The organism is Paraniabella aurantiaca (assembly GCF_050309965.1).
In the GTDB taxonomy this organism is placed as follows: domain Bacteria; phylum Bacteroidota; class Bacteroidia; order Chitinophagales; family Chitinophagaceae; genus Niabella.
In genome coordinates this window covers 1,571,332-1,593,707 of sequence record NZ_JBLOSY010000001.1, presented here as the reverse complement: position 1 = coordinate 1,593,707, position 22,376 = coordinate 1,571,332, and the positions used below count along the sequence as shown (strand labels likewise).

Here is a 22,376-nt window from a genome sequence, read left to right as displayed (position 1 = left end):
CATGAACCCAGGTAAAAATAATGTCTCCAAAACAGGTAGGATGAGATGGCATACAGGCTCAATCTCAGATAATAAGAGGGAAAATGTGGTATTATTATAAATAAATTATATTGCGCTCATTCTTTTTTATAGTAGCTTCGCTGCACCCAAAAAACGGATAGAACAATAAAATTTTTAAACGGATGAAATGAGCAATAAAAATTCCTCATATTTAGAGGGATAATTATTTTGCGAATTCCATCTGGCCACTAAAAAAGATATAAAAACAGACAGATGAAATTTATAGCATCATCGAACGCTTTGCTTAAACAACTGCAGAACCTTTCCGGCGTTATTAACGCTAATACAGTATTGCCTATTTTGGAAGATTTTCTTTTTGAAATTGAAGCCAATAAGCTGACTATTGTAGCAACTGACCTTGAAACGGTGATGAGAACGGAGATGGAAATTGAAGCAAAGGATAACGGTCGTGTTTGTATCCCGGGTAAAATACTGATCGATTCATTGAAGAATATACCAGATCAACCGCTGACTTTTAATATTGATAAAAATTTCAGCGTTGAAATTACGAGCGATAGCGGTAAGTATAAAGTAATGGGAGAAAACCCCGACAATTTCCCCAAAGAACCTGCGGCAGATGATACCACTTCCTTTACAATGACTTCTTCGGCCCTGGTAACAGCAATCAACAAAACCCTGTTTGCTACCAGCACAGATGACCTGCGCCCGGCTATGACAGGTGTTTTCTTTGAGTTGGATAAAAATGGTATTCAGTTTGTTGCCACCGATGCGCACAGGCTGGTACGCTACAAACGTAAGGATGCCCAGGCAACAGGCGGTGATAATTTTATTGTTCCGCGTAAACCGCTGAACCTGCTAAAGTCTGCGCTACCTGATAATGATGATATTATCACTTTAAATTATAATACCAACCACTTTTTCGTAACCCATGGTACTACCCGCCTGAGCTGTCGTTTAATTGATGCCCGCTTCCCGGATTATAAAGTAGTAATTCCAACCGAAAACCCGTACAGACTTACAGTAATCCGTACAGATTTCTTAGGAGCGCTTCGTCGTGTTAGTGTATTTAGTAACAAAAGCACTTACCAGGTGGCGTTAACTATCAGCGGCAGCGAATTACAATTAGCAGCACAGGATGTTGATTTCAGCTTCGAGGGTAATGAGCGCATGAAATGCCAGTACAACGGTGAAGACCTGCAAATTGCTTTTAACGCTAAGTTTTTGATCGAAATGCTGAACAGCACACATAGCGAAGAGGTATACTTAGAATTGAGTACACCAACTAAAGCAGGTTTGATTAAACCGGTTGAGCAGGATGAAAGTGAGGAGCTGTTGATGCTGGTAATGCCGTTGATGCTGAATCAATAGTTTTTATCTATAATGGCATCGATTTTGCCTTTCAGGGATTTCCCGGCATAACCGGGTTATCGTTCCATTATTATGACAGCACTTTTTCAACAATTTCGTACAATTCGACACGCTTCCTTAAAGTGTGGCATCTTCTCCAACAAATGGTATTTGTTGGCAGGTTTCATTATATGCTTATCATCGGCATGTAATTCTTCCGGCAAAGTCAATAACACTGCTGCAAAACGAAAAACGGAAACGAAAGTAATTCTTCCTGCACAACAGGTTGCAACCCCGGCCGGTATCAATTACGTATACGATTACGAAAACATATTTACACCCGGTGAAGAGAAAAAACTGGATTCCCTTGCCAGGGTATTTGAAAAAAGCAACCTGATCCCTATCCGAATTACAACCGTAAACGATCCGGCAGTAACCGCCGAAAACTTTGATCAGGGTAATAAAATCTTACTCGATGAGTGGTCGGGTATTCATGGCAAAAGTGACCGATGTATGTCCGTCAGCATCAGCAAACAGTTACGACGTATCAGGATTGATTATGGTCCGTTTGTTTCGCGGCTGCTTAGTGATGATGAAGCCAAAGCTATAGTTGAAAATCAATTCAAACCCTCATTTAAGCAGGATCAATTTTTCCAGGGTAGCTGGAACGGTTTAAACGCCCTGATGGACACCATTCGTAAAAACATTAAGTTTTAGAATATATTGACTTTGAGCTGGTAGGAACCGCAGAACGGCTCAATATTTGCTTTTTGGACATTGCTGATAGTTTTTAACCCCTAAACTATTTTTATGATCCAACGCATCCTCAACACCCTTTTGACCTTTTGGGCATGCTTCATTTTTATTGTTCCGGTCTTTTCACAAACAACTCCAGATATTGGCTACCAGCCCCTCATATCCGGTGGTGGCCTAACAACTCCTATCGATATTGTTAATGCCGGCGACGGCAGTAACCGGCTTTTTGTAGTGCAACGTGGAGGCACCATTCGTGTATATGACCAAAACCTCAACTATATCCAGGATTTTCTTACCGTTAGCGATGTTGGTACGGCGGGTGAGGGAGGCTTATTAAGCCTGGCATTTCATCCCAATTACGAAACCAATGGCTTCCTATTTGTTTACTATACCCGCCCCGATTTTAGCCTGGAAGTAGCACGTTACAGTGTCAGCAGCGGCAATAGCAACAGTGCAGACCCCGCCTCAAAGCAAATCGTCATTAATATTCCGCATCCCACTTTTAATAATCATAATGGAGGCAAAATAGTGTTTGGACCCAATGATGGCTTTCTTTATTTAGGCACGGGAGACGGAGGTAGCGGCGGAGATCCATCCAATAATGCACAAAACGGTAATAGCCTGCTGGGCAAAATGCTTCGCATTAATGTCAATACACTTCCCTATACTATTCCCCCCGACAACCCCTATGTATCCGACCCTAATATAGCAGACGAGATCTGGGCTATAGGCCTGAGAAATCCATTCAGATGGAGCTTTGACAGGGCCAACGGCGATATGTGGATTGCTGATGTTGGGCAGAGTGCCCAGGAAGAAATTAACTACCGGCCGGCCGGCTCCACCGGTGGTATCAATTACGGGTGGCGTTGCTATGAAGGACTGGCTTCTTATAATACTGCAGGATGCCAGGCAGCATCTAATTATATTGAGCCAATCTACACCTATGGGCGCGATAATACTGTCGGCGGGCAATCTGTTACAGGCGGATTTGTGTATAGAGGTACCGAATTCCCGTCCCTGGCCGGTTATTATATTTTTGCAGATTATGTGTCCGACAACCAATGGGTAATCACTCCCGACAGAACTCAAATGCTTCAACTACCGGATGCGGGTTTCCCGGCTGATATCGTGGCTTTTGGTGAGGCCGAAAACGGAACGCTTTATGCAGCGTCATTATCTGGTAACACTATTTATAAAGTAATAGATAACGCTGCATTGCCCGTAACCTTTGGAACTATTAAGGCCACCCGAAAAGAGGCTAACTTATATATTAACTGGACAACGCAGTCTGAAACCAACAACAGTCATTTTGAGATTGAAGGATCGGTTGATGGTAAAACCTTTGCAACAATTAAAACGGTGGATAGCAAAGCCATTGATGGAAATAGCAGCAGCACTATAAACTATGCAATAACGCTTGGTAAAGACAGCCTGGGCATGATGTTGGGAATTTCACTTTTAGCCGTGTTGACTATTGCCGGATTCAGGTCTGGTAAAAAATGGGGTCAGGTATCTCTGCTGGTATTAGCCGTATTTATTGTTGTCAGCGCTTGTAACAAAAGAGATGTAGCAAAAGGTCCTGGAGATAATACCTTATTTATACGCATCGCCCAGGTTGATAAGGATGGAACCAAACGGTATTCACAAACCGTGCAGGTCGTAAATGAGTAAGTAACGTTTTAAGTCTGATAAAACCTATACTCTTCTTTTGAAAAGCTGTAATCCTCTTATAAGATTACAGCTTTCTCTTTTATCCTTTTATAATTCATCTCCTTTTCTTTAAAAAATACACCTACCTTCGCGCCGCATTGGTTCAATACGCCTTCCGGGCGCTATTGATTAAAAGGGAATCAGGTGCAAATCCTGAACAGTCCCGCTACTGTAAGTTCTAAAAAACATTTTGACAAATCTTAGCCACTGTTCTGAAAACGTTGGAACGGGAAGGCTGCTCAAAATGAGAACAAGTCAGGAGACCTGCCAAAGCAGACAGATGTTAAGCTTTCGTGGACTGAAGCTTGAACGCAAATGCTTTTTATAGCAACATATTTGTTTTCAGTTGTTCGCAAAGCTGTTTGATTCATTTAATCAAATAGTTAATGCAGTATGTTTTAAAAGCCCTGGCAGGCTTATGTTTATTGCTGTCGGTACTGTTATGCCCCAAAGAGATGGGTGCACAAACAGGCGACAGCATACTTACCCGTGAGTTGGAAGAAGTTCAGGTAAACGGCACTAAAAAAAAGTCCCTGGCTGCATCTGTTTCGCCCGTGCAAGTGCTATCGGGCGAAGCATTACAGCGTTTAAACAGCTTCTCTGTTGCAGATGCCATCCGTTATTTTTCAGGTGTACAGCTAAAAGACTACGGAGGTATTGGCGGGCTGAAAACCGTGAACGTGCGTGGCATGGGAACACAACATGTGGGTGTATTTTATGATGGCATGCAACTGGGCAATGCTCAAAACGGCATCATCGACCTGGGTAAGTTTTCACTGGATAATGTTGAAGCCATCTCATTATACAATAGCCAGAATCCTGATATATTTCAGCCTGCAAAAAGCCTTGGCAGCGCATCCTCCTTTTATATAACAACACAGCAACCTAATTTTAAAGATAGTCAATCGTATCATTTAAAAGCTGCGTTAAAAACCGGCTCCTTCGGGCTTGTTAATCCTTCTGTTTACTGGCAGCAAAAAGTAACTGCCAATATAGCCACCACCGTCAGTGCCGAGCTCATCAACGCACATGGCAGGTATAAAACACGTTATAAAAAATGGGCTTACGATACCTCCATTGTACGGCAAAATGCAGATGTTGCTTCGCAAAGAATTGAGCTGGCTATACAGAATCTCAATAAAGACACGACCACACACTGGAAAATACAAGGGTATTTTTACAACTCCGAGCGAGGCTTACCCGGGGCCATTGTTGCAGAGCGTTTTTATAATTCACAACGGCTATGGGATCAGAACTTTTTCACACAAGGCTCTTTCCAACACCGGTTTTCGCAACGCTACAGAACGCTACTCCGGTTTAAATATGCAAATGATTTTACCCGTTACTTAGATACCACTATTAAAAAGATAGGAGGGGCGCCACTCAATAACAACTACCGGCAACAGGAGTATTACAGTTCATGGGTGAATGAGTTTACCATCAAAAAATGGTGGAAGTTATCATTGGCAACCGATTGGGCGATAAACCGCATGCAGGCGAACCTCGATGACTTCGCCTATCCTACACGTAGTACAAAACTTGTTGCTATAGCCACGGAAATGTCCTGGGCTCCCATAACCATATCAGGCAATTTACTGGGCAGCTTTATTAACGAAAAAGTAAAGCGCGACGATGCAGCCACCGAAAAGCAGGAACTAACTCCGGCGATCAATATTTCCTGGAAACCATGGAGTAGCATTCCCCTTAGCTTTCGCTCCTTTTATAAACGCATTTTCAGAATGCCCACGTTTAATGATTTGTACTACACTATTGTTGGCACTACCACATTAAGACCTGAGTATTCAAACCAATACAATATTGGCGCACAATACAACGAATATTTTTTACCGCTAAAACTGGGCATCACCCTGCAGGCAGATGCCTATATCAACAAGGTGCAGGATAAAATTATAGCCATCCCTGCTAATAATTTATTCCGATGGAGCATGATCAACCTGGGCGCTGTTTCCATCAAAGGGATAGATATCCATACATCATACTTCCTTAAGCTAAAAGAAAAACTTGCATTAAATGGCTCGCTCAATTATTCGTACCAGGAAGCCATTAATAAAACAAACGGGCAACGCTCGTATGGCCACCTGATCCCTTATGCGCCCAAACACAGTGGTTCTGCAACTTTGCAGGCATCTTACCAAAACTGGGGAATTAATTACAGCTTTATCTATACAGGCGAACGATACATGCTACCGGAAAACGATCCGCAAAATTATTTGATGCCCTGGTATACGCACGACCTCTCGCTTACTAAAAAACTGGCGCTTCGAAAAACTTCTGTTGTTGTGGCTGCCGAGGTTAATAATCTTTTTAATCAATACTACGATGTGGTCATCAACTACCCTATGCCGGGAAGGAACTACCTCGTAAAACTTTCGTTCCATTTATAATTCTACTTCTATGAATCAAAAACAAATTAACACGCTACTCTTCTTTACCCTATTGGTCCTGCTGGGATCCTGCAGGAAGGACCATGAGTATACCCCGCCGCCACAGTCAACCGAAGCAGACTCTACCAGCACCGGCTTCTATCTTTTAAATGAAGGAGGATGGGGCTATAACAACGCTACCCTTGACTACTTCGATGTGCACAATGGTATCTACACAAGGGATGTGTTTACCAAAGACAACCCCGATGCAGTGTTGGGCCTGGGTGATACGGGCAATGATATTGGCATATATGGCAGCAAATTGTATGTGGTGATGAACTGGTCAAAAAAAATTGAAATACTGAATGCTGCTACTGGTAAGCGAATCAAGACGATTACCGATAATACACATAAAGCGATCGAAAATGCGCGCTATATCACATTTGCCAATGGCTCTGCCTACCTGAGCTCTTATACCACGTCTGAAAAAGGAATGGTGCTTGAAATAGATACCGCTACACTAACCATCAAAAGAACGGTGGAAGTAGGCCGCCAGCCAGATGAATTGGAGATAGTGGGTAATAAACTGTATGTAGCCAACAGCGGGGGCTATAGCCAATCGAACCTCGAAAACTATATTTCGGTAGTAGACCTTGCTTCTTTCACCGTTGTTAAAGCCATCACTGTTGCCCCTAACCTGAGACGATTGAAAAAAGACAGCAGAGGTACTTTATATATCTGTCCCTGGGGAACTACCAATAAACTATATGTGGTAGATACAAAGACTGATCGGCTGGCCGATTCTATCACTGTAAAAGTGGAAGATTTTGCTATTCAAAATGATACCGCTTATGTATATGGTGCTGACTATGGAGCCAAGAACCATTCATTTACCCGTATTGACCTTAAGACGCAAACAGTATTACCCGGATCCTTTATTACAGACGGAACGAAAATAGAAATCCCTTATGGTATCGCTGTTGATCCTAACAATGGGAACATTTATATAGCCGATGCGCGGGACTATGTGGAAGCTGGCGACCTGTTTTGCTTTGATGCGCAGGGAAGGTTAAAAAGCACGATTAAAAAAACCGGTATTATACCAGGGCATATTGCCTTCTTTAACCGGAAATAATAACTACAATATTTAAACACAAAAAAAACACGAATGAAACATTTGAAACTATTGTCGATCCTATCATTTTTCTTGTTGCTCTTAAACAGTTGTTCTAAAGATGACGATATTCCGGCGCCCATTATAGAGTTATCTGTAACAGAAAAAACTATCCAGACAAAAATAAAAGAAGCTGTTACTATTACTTCCCGCATTACTGTTGGCACGGCGGTAAAAGAAGAATGGCATGTTGGTAATGAACTGATCTCGACCAGCAGTACATTCAATCACATTTTTGAAGTGGCGGGTAATTATAAAATTTACTACCAGGCCAGTAATAATTATGGTATTTATAAAGACAGCTTTGATGTAAAAGTAGAGGCCATCCTAAGAGAAAACGGTACCAACCAATATGTCACTTCTTTGTTTGAGTTTGTGCCGGCTCCGGGACAGTTCATTAACAAAGCACCAGGCAACCTGGTAAGCGCAGAAGGTCTTCTTGGAAAAACGGGTATGGTGAGCCTGGGCGCCTGGGGCGGTTATGTAGTCTATGGCTTTGATCACAGTGTTCCTAATAAAGATGGCAATGATATAGATGTAACAGGCAATGCGCTTACCGAATGGAGTGAGCCGGGCATCATTTACGTAATGGTAGATGATAATGGCAATGGCAAACCAGATGATACCTGGTATGAGCTGGCGGGTAGCGAGTTTGGTAAAACTGATGGTACTTATATCCGCGATTACGAAGTAACTTATTTCCGCCCGGAAACCTTAGATAAAGACATTGCCTGGACTGACAACAAAGGCGGTACTGGCTTTGTAAAGCGAAACACTTTCCACAGGCAGGCTTACTTCCCCGAATGGATCACAGCCAACAGCTACACGTTAAAAGGCTCCTGGCTGAAAACAAAAGTAGATCCGTCAAGGCCCACTTATGTCGTATCTCTTCCCTACGACTGGGGGTATTCTGACAATCAAACAGAAGCTAATGGTGGCGGAAAAGTAGATATCAGCAACGCGGTAAACGTCACTGGAAATAAAGTGAATCTGAAAGCAATCGACTTTATTAAAATTCAAACCGGTGTACTTGGTGATGGTGGCTGGCTAGGTGAAGTATCTACCGAAATAACCGGTATCAAAGACATGCATTTCTCTGCAAGCAACACAACTAAATAAACAAAATTTTAATTGATGACTATTTTCAACAACAAATACCTGTCCCGCTTATCGATAACAGCTGCAATAGCTATCTCCCTTACAGCCTGCTCTAAAAATGATGACCTGCCAATAGGTGGTCCTGACCAGGTTGAGAGAGCACCTTATGCCAATGGCTTCTTTATTATAACTGAGGGCTCCTATGGTCAAACCTCCGGAACGGTACAATTTTATCGATATGGCGCAGACACTGTTGCTACCAAAGTTTATGAAAAAGAAAACCCGGGTAAGATAACATCGAATGCCGCTAAAACGAGTACGCTGCAATTTGCAACCATGTACAGTGGTAAGCTTTTCCTGATGAGTAAAATAAACGGCCCTCTTATCCGGTTGGACGCAGCAACATTAAAAGAAGAAGTGCGGTTTAACCAGGAAACCAGCAATTGGAGAAGCCTTGTGGGCATTAAAGGTGCCGAAGGGTTAGTTAGCGCCAATGATGGAGTGTATGCCCTCAATTTAAATACTTTAATACCGCAATATAAGCTAACATCAGTATCGGCAGTTAATACCGGAGATATGCTGGTTTCGGGTAACTATGTTTTTTTACTTCAGAGCAATGGCGCCAAAATTATATCTACCAGCAATTATTCTTTTGTAAAGGGATTTAGTAATATCAGCCGCGGGTTTGCCAAAACACCCAATGGAAAAGTTTGGGCGGCTACCGGGAGCAGGCTGATCGCCATAGATAAAAACCTTGACACAACTGGCGTGATGCTACCGGTTGCAGTAGGTTCTTTCGGGCTGGATGCACCAACCAGGCTTACAGCCTCTACCAAAGAAAACGCAGTGTTTTATCACTCCGGAGCTAACATATATAAATATGTTGACGGTAATGCAACATCTTTAAGCCAACCTTTTATCTCCATTGACATTGCGCCGTTTATGGTATATGGATCTGTTCGCTATGATAGCAACAAGGACTATATTATTGTAAATGGCATACAAGGCTATGGTGGTGCATCGGGTGTAAATTATTTGCTGATCTACAATGCAAGTACCGGCGCATTAATAAAAAATATTAAATACGGTAACGACGGATCTGTGGTAGACTTCAACCATATCTACTTTCCGGGCCTGGCTGTATTTCATTAAATATTGCTGAGGATCCTGTTAAAATGCCGCGCGAGTGCGGCATTTTTTATTGTCTGGAATTGCGCTAACTTTAATATATGAATTTTGTAATTGCCGCCGTATTTGATAACTATATCAACGCACATGTAACCATGGGACGCCTGCAGGAAGAACATATTAACTGCTGGCTGAAAGATGAAAATACCGTTACCATCGATCCCATACTTACTAATGCGGTGGGAGGTATTAAGCTTATGGTGGCCGAACCGCAGATCGAACGGGCATTAGCCTTAATAGCAACTGACCGGCAGGAGTACCAGCAACAGCATCCCTGCCCTCAATGTGGTTCGGAAAATATCGACCTGGTAAGCACTCCCCGTAAGCCGGGCAACTGGTTAGGCACCATCACCAGCGCGGTATTAGGCATTGGGTCTGCAACTCCCATTGATAAAGTGTACCACTGTTTCGACTGTGGTAAAGAGTATGAGATGGAGTAATGGACTGGGAAAGGATTTATTTGTTGTCATTTGGCAAGAGCAATTGGTACTTATGGCAATTACCTTTGAGTTTCCTATTTTTTAATAAAACCAAATTGACTTAAAATGAAAATCCTAAAACGCATCCTCTTTGTAATACTGGGGTTAATTGCCTTACTATTAATTATTGCCTTGTTTGTAAAAAAAGATTATGCCATTACCAAAGAGGTTGTAATCAACAAACCGGTAGCCGAAGTTTTTAATTATGTCAGATACCTAAAAAACCAGGATAATTATAGCATCTGGAACCAGATAGATCCCGGGATGAAAAAAGTATATACGGGTACAGACGGAACTATTGGCTTCATTTATGCCTGGGACAGTAAAAACAAAAATGCCGGAAAAGGCGCCCAGGAAATTAAGGCCATCGACGAAAACAAAAGGGTTGATGTAGAAATACGGTTTGAAGAACCCATGGAAGGAACCAACCAGGCATCGGTTATTACAACGCCCATAGATAGCAACAAAACAAAAGTAGAATGGGGTTTTTACGGGAAGAGTCCTTATCCGTTTAACCTGATGAACTTATGCATGGACGCACTGGTGGGTAGCGATTTGCAAACGAACCTGGAAAATCTTAAAAAAGTATTGGAAAAATAAGTATCCCTCAAAGCTATTGTTAAACCCGGACTGTCAGTGATGGACCGGGTTTAATTTTTTTGTAACTTTAAGAAGGATGAGGATACAGGACCAGTTGTCCTCCTTGCCGGTAAACGATCGCCGATGGAAAAAGTTATTGCCTATTTTTCGACATTAGAACAACGCCCTTTGGAACGCATGGCCTTTCTTGTGGGCGGTCTTCTTTTTTTCTGGATTATCGAGGGCGCCATTCCGCTGGTAAAACTACAGTACCGGAACACCAAGTTCAGGCATGCACTGGTGAATTTTGGATTCACGATAATGCATCTTATTATACATACCGGGCTGGCTGTTTTCATTGTATTGTTAAGCGATTGGTGCCGGAATGCCGGCTTCGGCATGGTTTACTGGTTCAATGCCAATGTATGGGGCGCTATCTTAATTGGCGTGCTGGCGCTCGATTTCAGCAGCTGGCTGGTACACTGGGTTATGCACAAAAACCCTTACTTATGGCGCTATCACCTCATTCATCACAGCGACAATAAAGTAGATGTAACTACCGGTTTGCGCCATCACCCCGGAGATAGCCTGTTAAGAGGTATCTTTTTTTGTTGTTGATCTTTATCAGTGGCGCACCCATGTATAGTGTGATGATCTACCAAACACTGGTGGTGATCACCACGGCTTTTACACACGCCAATATTAGCTTACCTCCGCTGCTGGATAAAACCCTGAGTTATGTATTAGTTTCTCCCAATATGCACAAAGTGCATCATCATTGGATGCAGCCTTATACTGATAGTAATTATGGCGCCGTATTTTCCATCTGGGACAGATTGTTTCAAACATTTTCAACCCTGCATCCATCTAAAATAAAATATGGGCTTGACCGGTACTATCCTAACGAAAAAGATGAGGACTTCCTGGATCTTTTGAAAGATCCGTTTCTACATAAAAAGAAATGGTGAATTGCCGGTGGTGAATAATGAATCGATTAGCTATCGCCGCAATAGACTATTAACTATTCCCCATTATCTATTCACCATTCACTATTTTTGGCACATGAGTAAAGTAATTGCCATGATACCGGCGCGCTACGCGGCTACACGCTTCCCTGCTAAATTGATGAAAATGCTAGGCGATAAACCGGTTATTGCGCATACTTACGAAGCAGCCATGCAAAGTGGATTATTTGCTGATGTATATGTAATCACGGATAGCGATGTGATCTATGAAGAGATTACCAGTCGTGGTGGCAAATGCATTATGAGCCTTACTGAACATGAAAGTGGTACCGATCGCATTGCAGAAGCTGCACGCAACCTGGATGTAGAGGTGATCGTGAACGTACAGGGCGATGAACCCTTTATTCAGAAAGAGCCTCTTGAAAAACTGGTTCGTTTATTTGATAATGAACAGGTACAGGTAGCCTCCTTAATGCGAAAGATGGAAAATGCTGCTGAGGCAACTAACCCCAACATGGTTAAAGTGGTGACTAATAAAAATAATAAAGCGCTTTATTTCAGCCGCAGTATTATTCCCTTTCAGCGTGATGCAGATATTGCAGTCGACTACTTCCTGCATATAGGCGTATACGCTTTTCGAAAAAACGCTTTACTCAACTTCACGACTTTGCCACAGGCCCCACTGGAGCAGATTGAAAAGTTGGAGCAATTACGCTTCCTGTATAATGATATTGATATTTACATGGCGGAAACCAGTTATAAAAATATCGCTATTGATACACCGGAAGACCTCGAAAAAGCAAAGGAGCAAATTAACAATACCCCTTAGGTTATTCAATAATCGCCACAGAACATATAAGCATTCGGGCAGCGTTGCCCTAAGCAAAGAATCATTTATACCCCGGCTGAGCTATCATCAGTCATATCAAAGTCAGCTATTTGCTGATTCAGCTTTTTAATCCACCGGGACCAGAGTTTAGAAGACAGGATGATGAGTTGAACAACGATAATGGTGCTAAACAAGAGCAACAGCCACTTTTCTTTTGTAAAAACTATGGTAGATGTAAAAAATATAACGATTGAACTGCTGTATAATAAAGTTACCAATAAAGAAAAAAAGGAAAGCCTCTTTACCCGTGCTAAATAATCCATTACCGACTGTTTAAGATTAGTGTTTCTCACGGGTCTTGTCAGCGAGATATAGCCAACTATATCATTCAGCAGATATAAAACCAAACCGGCAGTCAAGGCCAGGTTAGCATAAAAGGGTTTCTGGTCGCCATCGAACCAATCGTAGTAAACAAACAAACATATCAGCAGTATAACTAATTGGATAACCAGCCTGGTCTTTATACGTTTTACTACCGGATGGTTCATCATCTTTGTCATTTTCTCCAGGTCTTTCTCACTTTTTAAGTGGTTGCCTGTATTTTTCCAGCCCGATCTTAATTCACTTAGTTCCATAACTTCTATTTTAATATTTCTTTCAGCTTATTTTTGATCCGGTTGAGCCTTACGCCGATATTTGTTTCGCTAAGGCCTGTTATTGCTGCCATTTCCCTGTAACTAAATTCTTCTAAATAAAGAGCCACAATAGCTTTCTCTGCATCACTTAATATCCGGAGCGCTTCAAACAGTTGTTCCTCATTTTCAGACTCAGCTTCTTTCTGCAAGGGGTGAAGGTGCTGAGGTAAATCTGTGTAATGCGTAACTCTCAATCGGGGTTTACGATAAATAGCAATGGCGGTGTTTAAAGCAATACGATACATCCAGGTACTTGGTTTTGATGCACCCCTGAAATCGGGATATGACTTCCAGAGCTGGTATACAATCTCCTGGAACAGGTCTTCCCGGTCCTCCCTGTTATCGCGATACAATGCACTTACTTTGTAAATGATACCCTGGTGGTCGTGAATGAGTTGTAGAAACTGCTTTTCCATATTCCCTCAGTTTTTATATCTGCCTGGTTTGTCTCGCATATTACATAAGTAGCGTAATTAGTATAAAATCTTACAACATCTAAAAAATAATTATCTTTCTTGCATGAAGATGCGTCCTGAAAAATATTTGCGCTACCTGTTTTTACCTAACCTGTTAGAACTTTTCGGTACAGAGCGCACTAAAGAGATTCTTACGGTAAATCCGACCATTATTCCTATAAGGGAGGAGGCGGCTACTGTGATCATTAATGCTTATGTTTATAACAAAGCCGAGGTTAAAGAATACAAAAATATTTCGATAGAAGAGGCGTTATCACTGAAATGCAACGACCATATTATCTGGATCAATATAGACGGGTTACGAAAAGACGATGTAGATCAACTGGGAGATCAATATGGCATTCATCCTTTATTAAGGGAAGATATTCTCAGTATCAATCAGCGACCGAAGGTGGATGAGATCGACGAGATCCTTTTCTCGCTGATGAATATTCTTTATTATAATGAAGAAAAAAACTCTATCGGGCAGGAGCAGATCAGCCTGGTATTGGGAAAAAACTTTGTGATCACTTTCCAGGACGACCCATCAAGAGATTTGTTTAATGCATTGAGAGAGCGGCTAAAACTTACTACCAGTAAAACCAGGGGTAAAGAAGCCGAATATCTTTATTATACCCTGATCGATACAATAGTAGACCATTATTTTATTGTAATGGACAAACTGCGCGACCGCATTGAAGATGTCGAGGAGGAAATTGTTCGGGGAACCAATAAAAGATCCCTGGCATTAATTAATGTGTTGCGTAAAGAGCTTATTGTTTTAAAGCGAAGTATTTACCCGGTGCGTGATGTGATCAGTGGCCTTATTAAAAGCGACAGTGAGCTGCTTACCGATTTTAATGAACGTTTCTATAAAGATGTGTATGACCATGTGGTGCAGGCCATAGACCTCGTGGAGAACTATCGCGATATGATCATGGGCATGCAGGATCTTTACATCAGCAACGTCAACCTCAAAATGAATGAAGTGATGAAGGTGATGGCGATAGTAACCTGTGTGCTGGCCCCGGCTACCGTTATTGGTGGCATTTTCGGTATGAACTTCCAGGTTATTCCTTTAAGTGGCCAGCATTGGGGCTTCTGGATTGCGGTAGGAGCCATGTTGATCATTCCCGCATGGATGCTCATCTTGTTTAGAAAGCGTGGTTGGTTTTAGGATATTTTTTCCTGCGGTATCAGATAAAATATAAGTACATTCTGATAAAAAGCAGCCAGCTTTTAATGTAGCTGTTTGTTATTTTAGATTCTTTGTTCTGAAATAATAAATGATCATTATGAAGAAATTTGCGGCCCTGCTTTTCAGCATTTTTGTTTTTACCTTTTCTTTTGCCCAATCTATTACCATAGAAGATTACAACAGGGCGGTTAGCTATTTCAGAAATAACCTGGCTAAGAAAATGATCTGGAATATCAGCCTTACCCCCAGCTGGCTAAGAGATAGCAGCGGATTTACCTATTCTATTCAGGATGCCAATGGCACACACCGCAAAAAATACGATTTTAAAACAGGTACCATATCCGATACGCCCGACGAAACGCCCAACCAACGTGCCTGGGAGGGCGGCAACCGGCGCCGCAACCAGGAGGCGGCTTCGCCCGATAAAAACCAGGTAGCATTTGTAAGAGATTATAACCTGTACCTTAAAGACGGGAAAAGCAATAGCGAAAAGCAGTTAAGCAAAGACGGGGCAAAAAATTATGAATACGCCAGCTACTATGGCTGGGGAGAATTAATAGAGGGAGAGAACGGCGAAAGGCCTGCTCACTTTGCTGTGAATTGGTCTCCCGATTCGAAATGGCTGCAGGCTTATATCTGCGACTTGCGGAATGGTAAAAAAATGTATTTGCTGGACTGGAGCATCGACTCTCTCTATAAGCCTAAGTTACTGTCCTACTATAGAGGTTCTCCGGGTGATACAGATATGGTGTATATGATCCCGGTTGTGTTTAATGCAACAAGTGGAGAGGCGCACCGGTTAGATGAGTTCAGGAATGTAAATACGGTAGGTTTTGAGTGGATCCCAGGCACTTCCAAAGCTATCATTTATGAGCGGGAACGAGGTTATCAGAAAATCAATTTGTACCTGTACGATCCCTCTGCGAAAACAAAAGAACTTTTGTATACCGAAAGAAGCCCAACCAATATCGACAACTTCAACTACCGGCTGGTTAATGAGTGGGGTCAGGTTATTTTTACCTCTGAGAAAGATGGCTGGAAGCAATTATATGCATTGAACCTCAAGGATAGAAAGCTTACAAGATTAACACAGGGAGACTATTATATTAATGATATTAACGGGATTAACGGAAAAACAGGTGATATTTTCTTTACCGCAAAGGGAAAAGAAGGTACTAACCCTTATTATGATTTTGGCTATAAAGTGAACGTTAAAACCCGTAAAACAACCTTGCTTACCCCCGAAAAAGAAAATCATGAAATCAGCTTCTCACCCGATGGCAAATACCTGGTTGATAATATTTCAACCATGTCGAAACCGAACCGTGCTGTGTTGCGCGATGGCGCTACCGGAAAGATCCTGAAAGAGCTATCACATACTCAGGTTAACCTTGCGGACGGCAAGAGGCATCCTTTGCCGGAAGAATTTACAACCCTGGGACGGGACGGGTCAACAACTATTTATGCCGCCATCTGGAAGCCCTCCAATTTTGATCCGGCTAAAAAATACCCGGTTATTGATCAAACCTACACAGGCCCTCATACTTATATGTACCCCAATGGTTTTGCCAAAGCCCTCGGCAGGGGCAACCAGGCCTTAGCCGAATTAGGATTTATAATAGTAGCCATTGACGGGCTGGGAACAGCAGGGCGGTCTAAGGCCTTTCATAATGTATCTTACAAAAACATGGGGCAAAACCTGCTGGACCATGTGATCGCTATTAAGGCTATGGGAAGGCAGTTTTCGTGGGTGGATACGACCAGAGTTGGCATTTTTGGCCATTCTGCAGGCGGTTATGATGCGGGGCATGCGGTTTTAGAATTTCCTGATTTTTACAAAGTCGCGGTAGCCAGCTCTGCTGATCATGATTTCAGAATGGAAAAAGACTGGTGGCCGGAAATGTATATGGGCTGGCCGGTGGATAGCAGCTACCATAAGGTTTCCAATATTACCATGGCGGGCAACCTGAAAGGAAAACTACTGATTGTACATGGTGGTATTGATGAAAATGTAAACCCTTCTGCCACTTTTAAGCTGGCTGAGGCACTGGTAAATGCAGACAAACAATTTGATATGCTGATCCTGCCCAGTCAGCATCACGGCTATGTAGGGAAAGCTTCAGACTATTTTCAGAAAAAACTCTGGAACTATTTTGTTGAACATTTGAAGGGAGAGGAGCCTATCTGGGACTTTAAGCTCCGATAACTATAAAAAAAGAGGCGAAAACAGCATCAACTGTTTCCGCCTTCATTATTATTAAATATTGGTCTTTATTGTGAAATCACCGAAACCACGCGGCTGAATTTTACGGAGCCGTCTTTATCTACCTGCGCAATTCTTATGTATTTAATATTATTGTCACTGCTATCCACCCCGGTCTGACCTCTTTTCTGGCAGGCGATGAAAATGCCGGCTGCAATAAGCATGGTAAGCATCCATCTTCTGTTTCTTCTAAAGCTAAACAGCGAGAAAATGGTAACCAGGGCTGCTCCCAAAGAAACCACCGTTCCTGTGTTGGCAATGGCGATATTATAGCTCAGGGAAGAAAGGGATGTGCCGTTGGCAGCCTTACTGTCTACTTTAGCAATTCGTGCAAAATTTTCTCCATCAAAAGAGGCTTCAACAAAGAAGTGATCATTATTGGTTTCGCTTTCTGTTGTCCAGTTCACCAAAAGTTTATCAGTTTTTATTTTCGCGCTCACGCCGGTAAAAATCACCGGTAAAGCTCCTTCAATACTCACCCAAAAATCTTCCGTCTGACCAACCAGCAACGCACCGCCTGGTCCAAAATTACTGTTATTAATAAAGTCCGCTCGAACCCGCATCCGCAATAATTGGTTTTTAGCGGTTCCAGCGGCGCTCAATTTCTCTGATGGAATTTGCGCAGCATGACTATAAACACCGGTGCCTGCAGGTGTATTACTATTTAAAATAAGCTCGTCACTGTCGAATGTACCATTATTATTGAAATCAATCCATGCCTTACAAGTTTGCTGGTTATTACCGCCTGTTGTAACCGTTAGCGTGGGACTCGAAGCAGAAGATAACGTAGTTCCAAAATTGCAGGAATTATCCTGGTAAAATTGCTCATCGTCATCAACAAAACCATAAGACTGGTAGGTCAGGCTACCCAGCGTTACATTCCAGGGACCAATGCTGGTAACATTATTCAAAGAGTTGTTTAAGGGCGCCTGGGTGGTATTGGCTTTAACCGTAGTTGCGGGGGGTGGTGTAGAAGCCACCGAAGTCATTAAACCGGCCCGGGCAATATTCAACGCAGCTATCATTCTTGCGCTTTGCCCGGCTGTAAACCGGTCAAGGCAACCGCCATAACCCATTATATTTTTCTGAATACCATTGTAGGGGTTATTGTTGTAGCAGGGATTAGGATCGGTATTCAGTATGGCACAGGCGCCTCCCTGCAGCAGGCTCTTTACCGGATCGGTATCGCAAACCTTATCTCCAATTGTTGTGCAGTTCGTTCCATCTGTCACAGGTGGACAGTTGGTTTGATCACCACCTTCAAAAGTGTGATACAATCCAAAAGCATGTCCCAGCTCGTGTGTAAGCGTAGTAGAAGAGGAAGATATAAGTTGCGAAGCTATAATCATCATCCCTTCCTTTACAGAGGCCGGATAATAAGTTGTCTCCAAGGGCAAATTGGCATAACCACCTACAAAAGTTCCGGCGGGAACATCTGCCGCAATTTTCCAAACTACCCAGATATTGTATGCAAGATTATTCTGCCAAAAGCTCAGGCTTCTGATGGCCTCATTATCAGCACCCGTAACACTTGCCGGAGAACCGGGTACCACTACCCCATTTGCATCATAACCGGGAACACCGCTGCCACTTACCCTTACAATGCCCGTACTTGCGTTACAGTCTTGTGTTCTTTTAGCCAATGTAAATTTTATTGGCGTGGACGCTCCAACACTCCGGGTACTGGTTGCGGCAAAGTCGGCACTTAACCGGTCTATTGCCTCTTGGATCTGCAGATCTGACGGGTTTACCCAGCCCACAGGACTGCCCGATGGAGCAATCACATGTACAACGACAGGTATTTCGTATACCGGCCCCGGTAATATATTTAAGTTTTGAAACTGTGCTCGGGTTTTAATGATCCTTTCAACATCCTGCTGGATTTTGTACTCCGTAGCAGCTAATTTTTGGACATAATCAGGGCTTTTTCGTAAGTGCTGATTTACAAAATCGAACCCACAAATTGCTTGTTGTGAAATAGACCTCGTACCGAGGAACATGCTGCTGATAAGCAGAAGGAAGCGGAGAGCTCTCATGGCGCTAACTGATTGGTTTAGGGACTAGAAACTATTGATTTAGATAGCCAATGCTAAGTTAGTTCTTTCCTTAATAACTCCATGCAGCACGCGGATTTTTTATACACTATTCAAAAACCGCCGGGTTCCAGCAGGCAGCACAACCACGTTATAACGCAGTAATTAAAGTAATACAGGACGGTTTGCCAGTCAGTGGTTACCTTTTTTTGAATACAGGAACAGTGCTGCAGGGTTCTCCATACATCAGGCTTTTTACAACAGGTAAGAGAACGCGGGTAATATCGGCATAGGCTTCTTCTCCAATACCCATATCTCCACAACCCTTAATCACTACCCGCTTATCCTCGTAGTCTGCTGTATTAATAGCGTTGATATTGTTTAACAGTAATCTCTTCTTCACTTCCTCAGTATTGCCTGCTGCCACAAAACGCACCACCGGCTGCAGGTAGGTTATAATGAGCATATAAGCCCAAAGCGGTATAATTGCATCAGCGGTACAGGTAATACCTACTGTTTTACCAGCATATTGCTGCCAATCGTGCTGCTTCAATGCCTCGCGGAAGTTCTTTTCTTTTAAGATCATTTCCATAAATAAATAATCTTTGATATCGAAAATAACTACCTCTTCCCGTGGGTAAAAATCCTCAAGGTTCAAGGTAATAATTCCGCTTTCAGCTACTTTGTTCCTTATTATTTCTTCCATACTTTAAAATAACATATTAGTTTCTCTGGTTGTTCAATTATCTCAAAAACAAAAATCCCGGCTGGCGCCGGGATTTGATATATCTTATAAATCAATTCTATTAATAGAATTTACTACGGAAATCTTTGATGGTCGCGTCTTCTCTTAATGCCTGCAGCGATTGGAACTGGGCTTGTTGCTTCGCCTGCATAAAACGCATTTTTCTTGCTTCATCCACATTAGCCGCCTGAACCGGGGTGTTGCTTAAGTTGTCAACTCTTACAACATAAACACCCTGTGTACCTGCTATGGGTTCGCTGATCACTTTATTGACGTTCGCTTTGTTGAATGACGCACCAATTACTTTGGGTTCGAAGCCTAAAGTCATTGAAGGCTGTCCGGCAAAACGAAGGCTGTCTGCAACTTCAACAGGCTTTTTCAAAGCTGCTGCTGCTGCCTCTAAAGTGGTTACTTTTCCAATCTTATTAGTAATGATCTCTGCTTTCTTTTGGTTTACCAATAATGGTTCAACCATCATTCTTGCTTTTGCAGGGCTCATAGTTCCCTCTTTATTGATCTCTGTTACCAAAGCCACTACATAAAAATCACCAACACGTTCAGAAACTACGTTGCCAAGATCTGCATTGTAAACGCTTTTTACCAAAGCACGCGAAGCGCCCAGCCCCTGGATCATAGACCCGGTTGGAGGTAAGTCCTGCGCTACTGACTTAAAGATGCCTTTCTCTTTTTGCAATTTTGCTGCGGCCGCATCAAAAGATTTTTGATTGGTAGCTTCTGCTGCAAATTTGGTTGCCGCTTCATTTGCTACACGATCTGTTTCCTCGCTGGCTTCAATAGGTTTGTGTATGTACGCTATTTTGTAACCCGTTGCGCTACCTTTCTGAGAAAGGATTTCTATATAGTGGTATCCAAAGTCTGTTTTTACCACGCCTTTTGAACCAACAGGATTTCCAAAAATAAAGTCGTTGAAGGTAGGTACCATTTCCCCCGAAGGAACATTATCATACACACCGCCATTATTTACACTTCCCTGGTCGGTAGAAAATTTAACCACTAAAGAATCGAAATTAGCACCGTTACGGATAGCTAATGCTACGCTATCGGCCAGTTTTTTAGCAGTAGCTGTATCCCTGATAGGAATTTGCTGGCCACTCTGAGGATCTGTTTGAGCAGTACCAATTAATATGTGCCTGATTTTTACAGTATCAGGGATGGGCCTTGCCGCTACAATTTTAGCCAATGTGTATGATCCGCCATCCAGGTATGGTCCGTAAATATTACCAACACCTACTTTAAAGATAGAATCTTTCATAGGTACCTGAATACGGTTACCGCTGATAAAGCCATCATAATAGTTATTGGTACCCTGGGTCATCAGGTAATCTTTCATATTTTTGGCACTATCAAAGGCTGGTTTTAAAGCCAGGATATTTTCTCTTGCCTGTACACTGTCAGCACTGTTAGGCTGCGCATTAAAGGCTACATAAGAAATACTGCGGCTCTCCATCTGCTTAAAGTCTTTTTTATGTTTGTCGATATAGCTTTGAATATTGGCATCCGAAATCTTTACTGCAGAATCAGAAATGCTTGTATATGGCTCTCTTACGAAAGAAACCTTAGAGATCAGGCTGCTTTGAGCATTTTCTTTATCGATCATCCATTTAGGAAAGTTGATGCTGTTAGTTAGCAGGCCATCATATTTTTGAGCCAGGCGCTGAAATACCATCTGGTCTAAAAAGGCATTCAGCTGAGCTTTTTGCTCTGCAGTACCCTTTGTTTTAACCTGGTTGATTTGTTGCTGAGCTATAGCGGGGTTGTAAACTCCTGTCTGAGGATCTGTAAACGCCTGTTTTAACTCCTGGGGAGGATTGTTGCCAAATAGCAGGTCATTAAACTCTTTCTTACCAATTTCAATACCCACTTTTTCTGCTTCCTGGGATAATAATACCCGGGCAATTTCCGTGTTCCAGGCACTTTCGTTAGCCTGCTGAGAAAGCATTTCGCCACTGGCGCCCATACCTCTCTGTTGCATCATTTGGGATTGCTGCTCTACCTGTGCATTGAAGCTGGCAAAATCTATGCTTTCGCCATTTATTTTACCGATGGTAGTTGAGTCGCCTCTAAAAAGGCTGCCTCCGTTCTCAAAAGCAAGCATTATTACAAAGACCACCAATGCCAAAGCAATAATTACGGCCATAACCTTGCCGTACTTGTCCTGGATTTTTTGAATAACCGACATAATATATTAATACATTAAATAAAAGGACGGCAAAAATAGGGTATTTGAAAGTATCAACAAATTGTGGAAAAATTAGAGCGCAACTGCCCGAACTTTTTTGTTTAGCCGCATAGTAGGTGTGTGGTTGCCTTGATTAAGAAAACGGTATCTCCTGTTTCTTCACGTCACCCTGTCTTCACGGTTAGATTTTTCTACCTGCAATTTAAGTAAGTTATACATAAACCGGATAAGAGCTGCCTCCAATAAACTCTATTTCA

17 protein-coding genes, 1 pseudogene and 1 riboswitch are annotated in these 22,376 nt (G+C 42.4%); of the genes and pseudogenes, 13 read left to right on the top strand and 5 right to left on the bottom strand.

Going from position 1 to position 22,376, the window contains the following annotated elements:
* Positions 1–273: 273 nt before the first annotated feature.
* The 11 genes and pseudogenes from dnaN to kdsB all read left to right on the top strand — a co-directional run bounded on the left by dnaN (position 274) and on the right by kdsB (position 12,530).
* A complete protein-coding gene (gene dnaN / locus ACLOAU_RS06775; protein WP_427861100.1) occupies positions 274–1,389 on the top strand; it encodes a DNA polymerase III subunit beta in 1,116 nt (371 codons plus the stop codon).
* Positions 1,390–1,461: 72 nt separating this feature from the next.
* Positions 1,462–2,085: a TPM domain-containing protein gene (locus tag ACLOAU_RS06770; protein ID WP_427861099.1), complete on the top strand. Its 624-nt coding sequence runs from the start codon at positions 1,462–1,464 to the stop codon at positions 2,083–2,085.
* Between the two features lie 93 nt (positions 2,086–2,178).
* On the top strand, positions 2,179–3,795 hold the full coding sequence (locus ACLOAU_RS06765; RefSeq protein ID WP_427861098.1) for a PQQ-dependent sugar dehydrogenase: 1,617 nt from the start codon (positions 2,179–2,181) through the stop codon (positions 3,793–3,795).
* A gap of 121 nt (positions 3,796–3,916) precedes the next feature.
* Positions 3,917–4,120: riboswitch (cobalamin riboswitch) on the top strand.
* A 100-nt stretch (positions 4,121–4,220) separates the two neighbouring features.
* Complete coding sequence (locus ACLOAU_RS06760) at positions 4,221–6,239, top strand: TonB-dependent receptor plug domain-containing protein (RefSeq protein WP_427861097.1); 2,019 nt, start codon at positions 4,221–4,223, stop codon at positions 6,237–6,239.
* A 10-nt stretch (positions 6,240–6,249) separates the two neighbouring features.
* Entirely contained in the window at positions 6,250–7,353 is a 1,104-nt protein-coding gene (locus tag ACLOAU_RS06755; RefSeq protein ID WP_427861096.1) for a YncE family protein, read from the top strand.
* Positions 7,354–7,386: 33 nt separating this feature from the next.
* Complete coding sequence (locus ACLOAU_RS06750) at positions 7,387–8,511, top strand: hypothetical protein (RefSeq protein WP_427861095.1); 1,125 nt, start codon at positions 7,387–7,389, stop codon at positions 8,509–8,511.
* Positions 8,512–8,526: 15 nt separating this feature from the next.
* Positions 8,527–9,642, top strand: a complete 1,116-nt coding sequence (locus ACLOAU_RS06745; RefSeq protein WP_427861094.1) for a DUF5074 domain-containing protein — start codon at positions 8,527–8,529, stop codon at positions 9,640–9,642.
* Between the two features lie 77 nt (positions 9,643–9,719).
* Entirely contained in the window at positions 9,720–10,118 is a 399-nt protein-coding gene (locus ACLOAU_RS06740; protein WP_427861093.1) for a putative signal transducing protein, read from the top strand.
* A 105-nt stretch (positions 10,119–10,223) separates the two neighbouring features.
* Positions 10,224–10,757: an SRPBCC family protein gene (locus tag ACLOAU_RS06735; RefSeq protein ID WP_427861092.1), complete on the top strand. Its 534-nt coding sequence runs from the start codon at positions 10,224–10,226 to the stop codon at positions 10,755–10,757.
* A 123-nt stretch (positions 10,758–10,880) separates the two neighbouring features.
* Positions 10,881–11,704 (top strand): annotated as a pseudogene (locus ACLOAU_RS06730) (sterol desaturase family protein).
* Positions 11,705–11,798: 94 nt separating this feature from the next.
* A complete protein-coding gene (kdsB, locus tag ACLOAU_RS06725; protein ID WP_427861091.1) occupies positions 11,799–12,530 on the top strand; it encodes a 3-deoxy-manno-octulosonate cytidylyltransferase in 732 nt (243 codons plus the stop codon).
* 65 nt (positions 12,531–12,595) lie between these two features.
* On the opposite strand, the gene ACLOAU_RS06720 is transcribed toward kdsB, so the two are convergent.
* Entirely contained in the window at positions 12,596–13,165 is a 570-nt protein-coding gene (locus tag ACLOAU_RS06720) for a hypothetical protein (RefSeq protein WP_427861090.1), read from the bottom strand.
* 5 nt (positions 13,166–13,170) lie between these two features.
* Positions 13,171–13,641, bottom strand: a complete 471-nt coding sequence (locus ACLOAU_RS06715) for an RNA polymerase sigma factor (protein WP_427861089.1) — start codon at positions 13,639–13,641, stop codon at positions 13,171–13,173.
* 103 nt (positions 13,642–13,744) lie between these two features.
* On the opposite strand from ACLOAU_RS06715, the gene corA reads away from it, so the two are divergent.
* The gene (gene corA, locus ACLOAU_RS06710) at positions 13,745–14,857 is read left to right on the top strand and encodes a magnesium/cobalt transporter CorA (RefSeq protein WP_427861088.1); all 1,113 of its coding nucleotides are present in this window, start codon (positions 13,745–13,747) and stop codon (positions 14,855–14,857) included.
* Positions 14,858–14,975: 118 nt separating this feature from the next.
* On the top strand, positions 14,976–17,084 hold the full coding sequence (locus ACLOAU_RS06705; protein ID WP_427861087.1) for a S9 family peptidase: 2,109 nt from the start codon (positions 14,976–14,978) through the stop codon (positions 17,082–17,084).
* Positions 17,085–17,149: 65 nt separating this feature from the next.
* Here ACLOAU_RS06705 and ACLOAU_RS06700 read toward each other — a convergent pair whose 3' ends face one another.
* The 3 genes from ACLOAU_RS06700 to ACLOAU_RS06690 all read right to left on the bottom strand — a co-directional run bounded on the left by ACLOAU_RS06700 (position 17,150) and on the right by ACLOAU_RS06690 (position 22,119).
* The gene (locus tag ACLOAU_RS06700) at positions 17,150–19,177 is read right to left on the bottom strand and encodes a M43 family zinc metalloprotease (protein WP_427861086.1); all 2,028 of its coding nucleotides are present in this window, start codon (positions 19,175–19,177) and stop codon (positions 17,150–17,152) included.
* A gap of 196 nt (positions 19,178–19,373) precedes the next feature.
* A complete protein-coding gene (locus tag ACLOAU_RS06695; protein WP_427861085.1) occupies positions 19,374–19,880 on the bottom strand; it encodes a DUF2480 family protein in 507 nt (168 codons plus the stop codon).
* A 100-nt stretch (positions 19,881–19,980) separates the two neighbouring features.
* Positions 19,981–22,119, bottom strand: a complete 2,139-nt coding sequence (locus ACLOAU_RS06690; protein WP_427861084.1) for a peptidylprolyl isomerase — start codon at positions 22,117–22,119, stop codon at positions 19,981–19,983.
* Between the last annotated feature and the right edge of the window lie 257 nt (positions 22,120–22,376).

What these genes read in the sequence shown, in the direction of transcription:
- ACLOAU_RS06715 (WP_427861089.1), bottom strand. Translation starts at nt 13,641, where the DNA reads ATGGAAAAGCAGTTTCTACAACTCATTCACGACCACCAGGGTATCATT.
- ACLOAU_RS06745 (WP_427861094.1), top strand. Translation starts at nt 8,527, where the DNA reads ATGACTATTTTCAACAACAAATACCTGTCCCGCTTATCGATAACAGCT.
- ACLOAU_RS06700 (WP_427861086.1), bottom strand. Translation starts at nt 19,177, where the DNA reads ATGAGAGCTCTCCGCTTCCTTCTGCTTATCAGCAGCATGTTCCTCGGT.
- dnaN (WP_427861100.1), top strand. Translation starts at nt 274, where the DNA reads ATGAAATTTATAGCATCATCGAACGCTTTGCTTAAACAACTGCAGAAC.
- ACLOAU_RS06770 (WP_427861099.1), top strand. Translation starts at nt 1,462, where the DNA reads ATGACAGCACTTTTTCAACAATTTCGTACAATTCGACACGCTTCCTTA.
- corA (WP_427861088.1), top strand. Translation starts at nt 13,745, where the DNA reads ATGAAGATGCGTCCTGAAAAATATTTGCGCTACCTGTTTTTACCTAAC.
- ACLOAU_RS06735 (WP_427861092.1), top strand. Translation starts at nt 10,224, where the DNA reads ATGAAAATCCTAAAACGCATCCTCTTTGTAATACTGGGGTTAATTGCC.
- ACLOAU_RS06765 (WP_427861098.1), top strand. Translation starts at nt 2,179, where the DNA reads ATGATCCAACGCATCCTCAACACCCTTTTGACCTTTTGGGCATGCTTC.
- ACLOAU_RS06755 (WP_427861096.1), top strand. Translation starts at nt 6,250, where the DNA reads ATGAATCAAAAACAAATTAACACGCTACTCTTCTTTACCCTATTGGTC.
- kdsB (WP_427861091.1), top strand. Translation starts at nt 11,799, where the DNA reads ATGAGTAAAGTAATTGCCATGATACCGGCGCGCTACGCGGCTACACGC.
- ACLOAU_RS06690 (WP_427861084.1), bottom strand. Translation starts at nt 22,119, where the DNA reads ATGTCGGTTATTCAAAAAATCCAGGACAAGTACGGCAAGGTTATGGCC.
- ACLOAU_RS06720 (WP_427861090.1), bottom strand. Translation starts at nt 13,165, where the DNA reads ATGGAACTAAGTGAATTAAGATCGGGCTGGAAAAATACAGGCAACCAC.
- ACLOAU_RS06705 (WP_427861087.1), top strand. Translation starts at nt 14,976, where the DNA reads ATGAAGAAATTTGCGGCCCTGCTTTTCAGCATTTTTGTTTTTACCTTT.
- ACLOAU_RS06760 (WP_427861097.1), top strand. Translation starts at nt 4,221, where the DNA reads ATGCAGTATGTTTTAAAAGCCCTGGCAGGCTTATGTTTATTGCTGTCG.
- ACLOAU_RS06740 (WP_427861093.1), top strand. Translation starts at nt 9,720, where the DNA reads ATGAATTTTGTAATTGCCGCCGTATTTGATAACTATATCAACGCACAT.
- ACLOAU_RS06750 (WP_427861095.1), top strand. Translation starts at nt 7,387, where the DNA reads ATGAAACATTTGAAACTATTGTCGATCCTATCATTTTTCTTGTTGCTC.
- ACLOAU_RS06695 (WP_427861085.1), bottom strand. Translation starts at nt 19,880, where the DNA reads ATGGAAGAAATAATAAGGAACAAAGTAGCTGAAAGCGGAATTATTACC.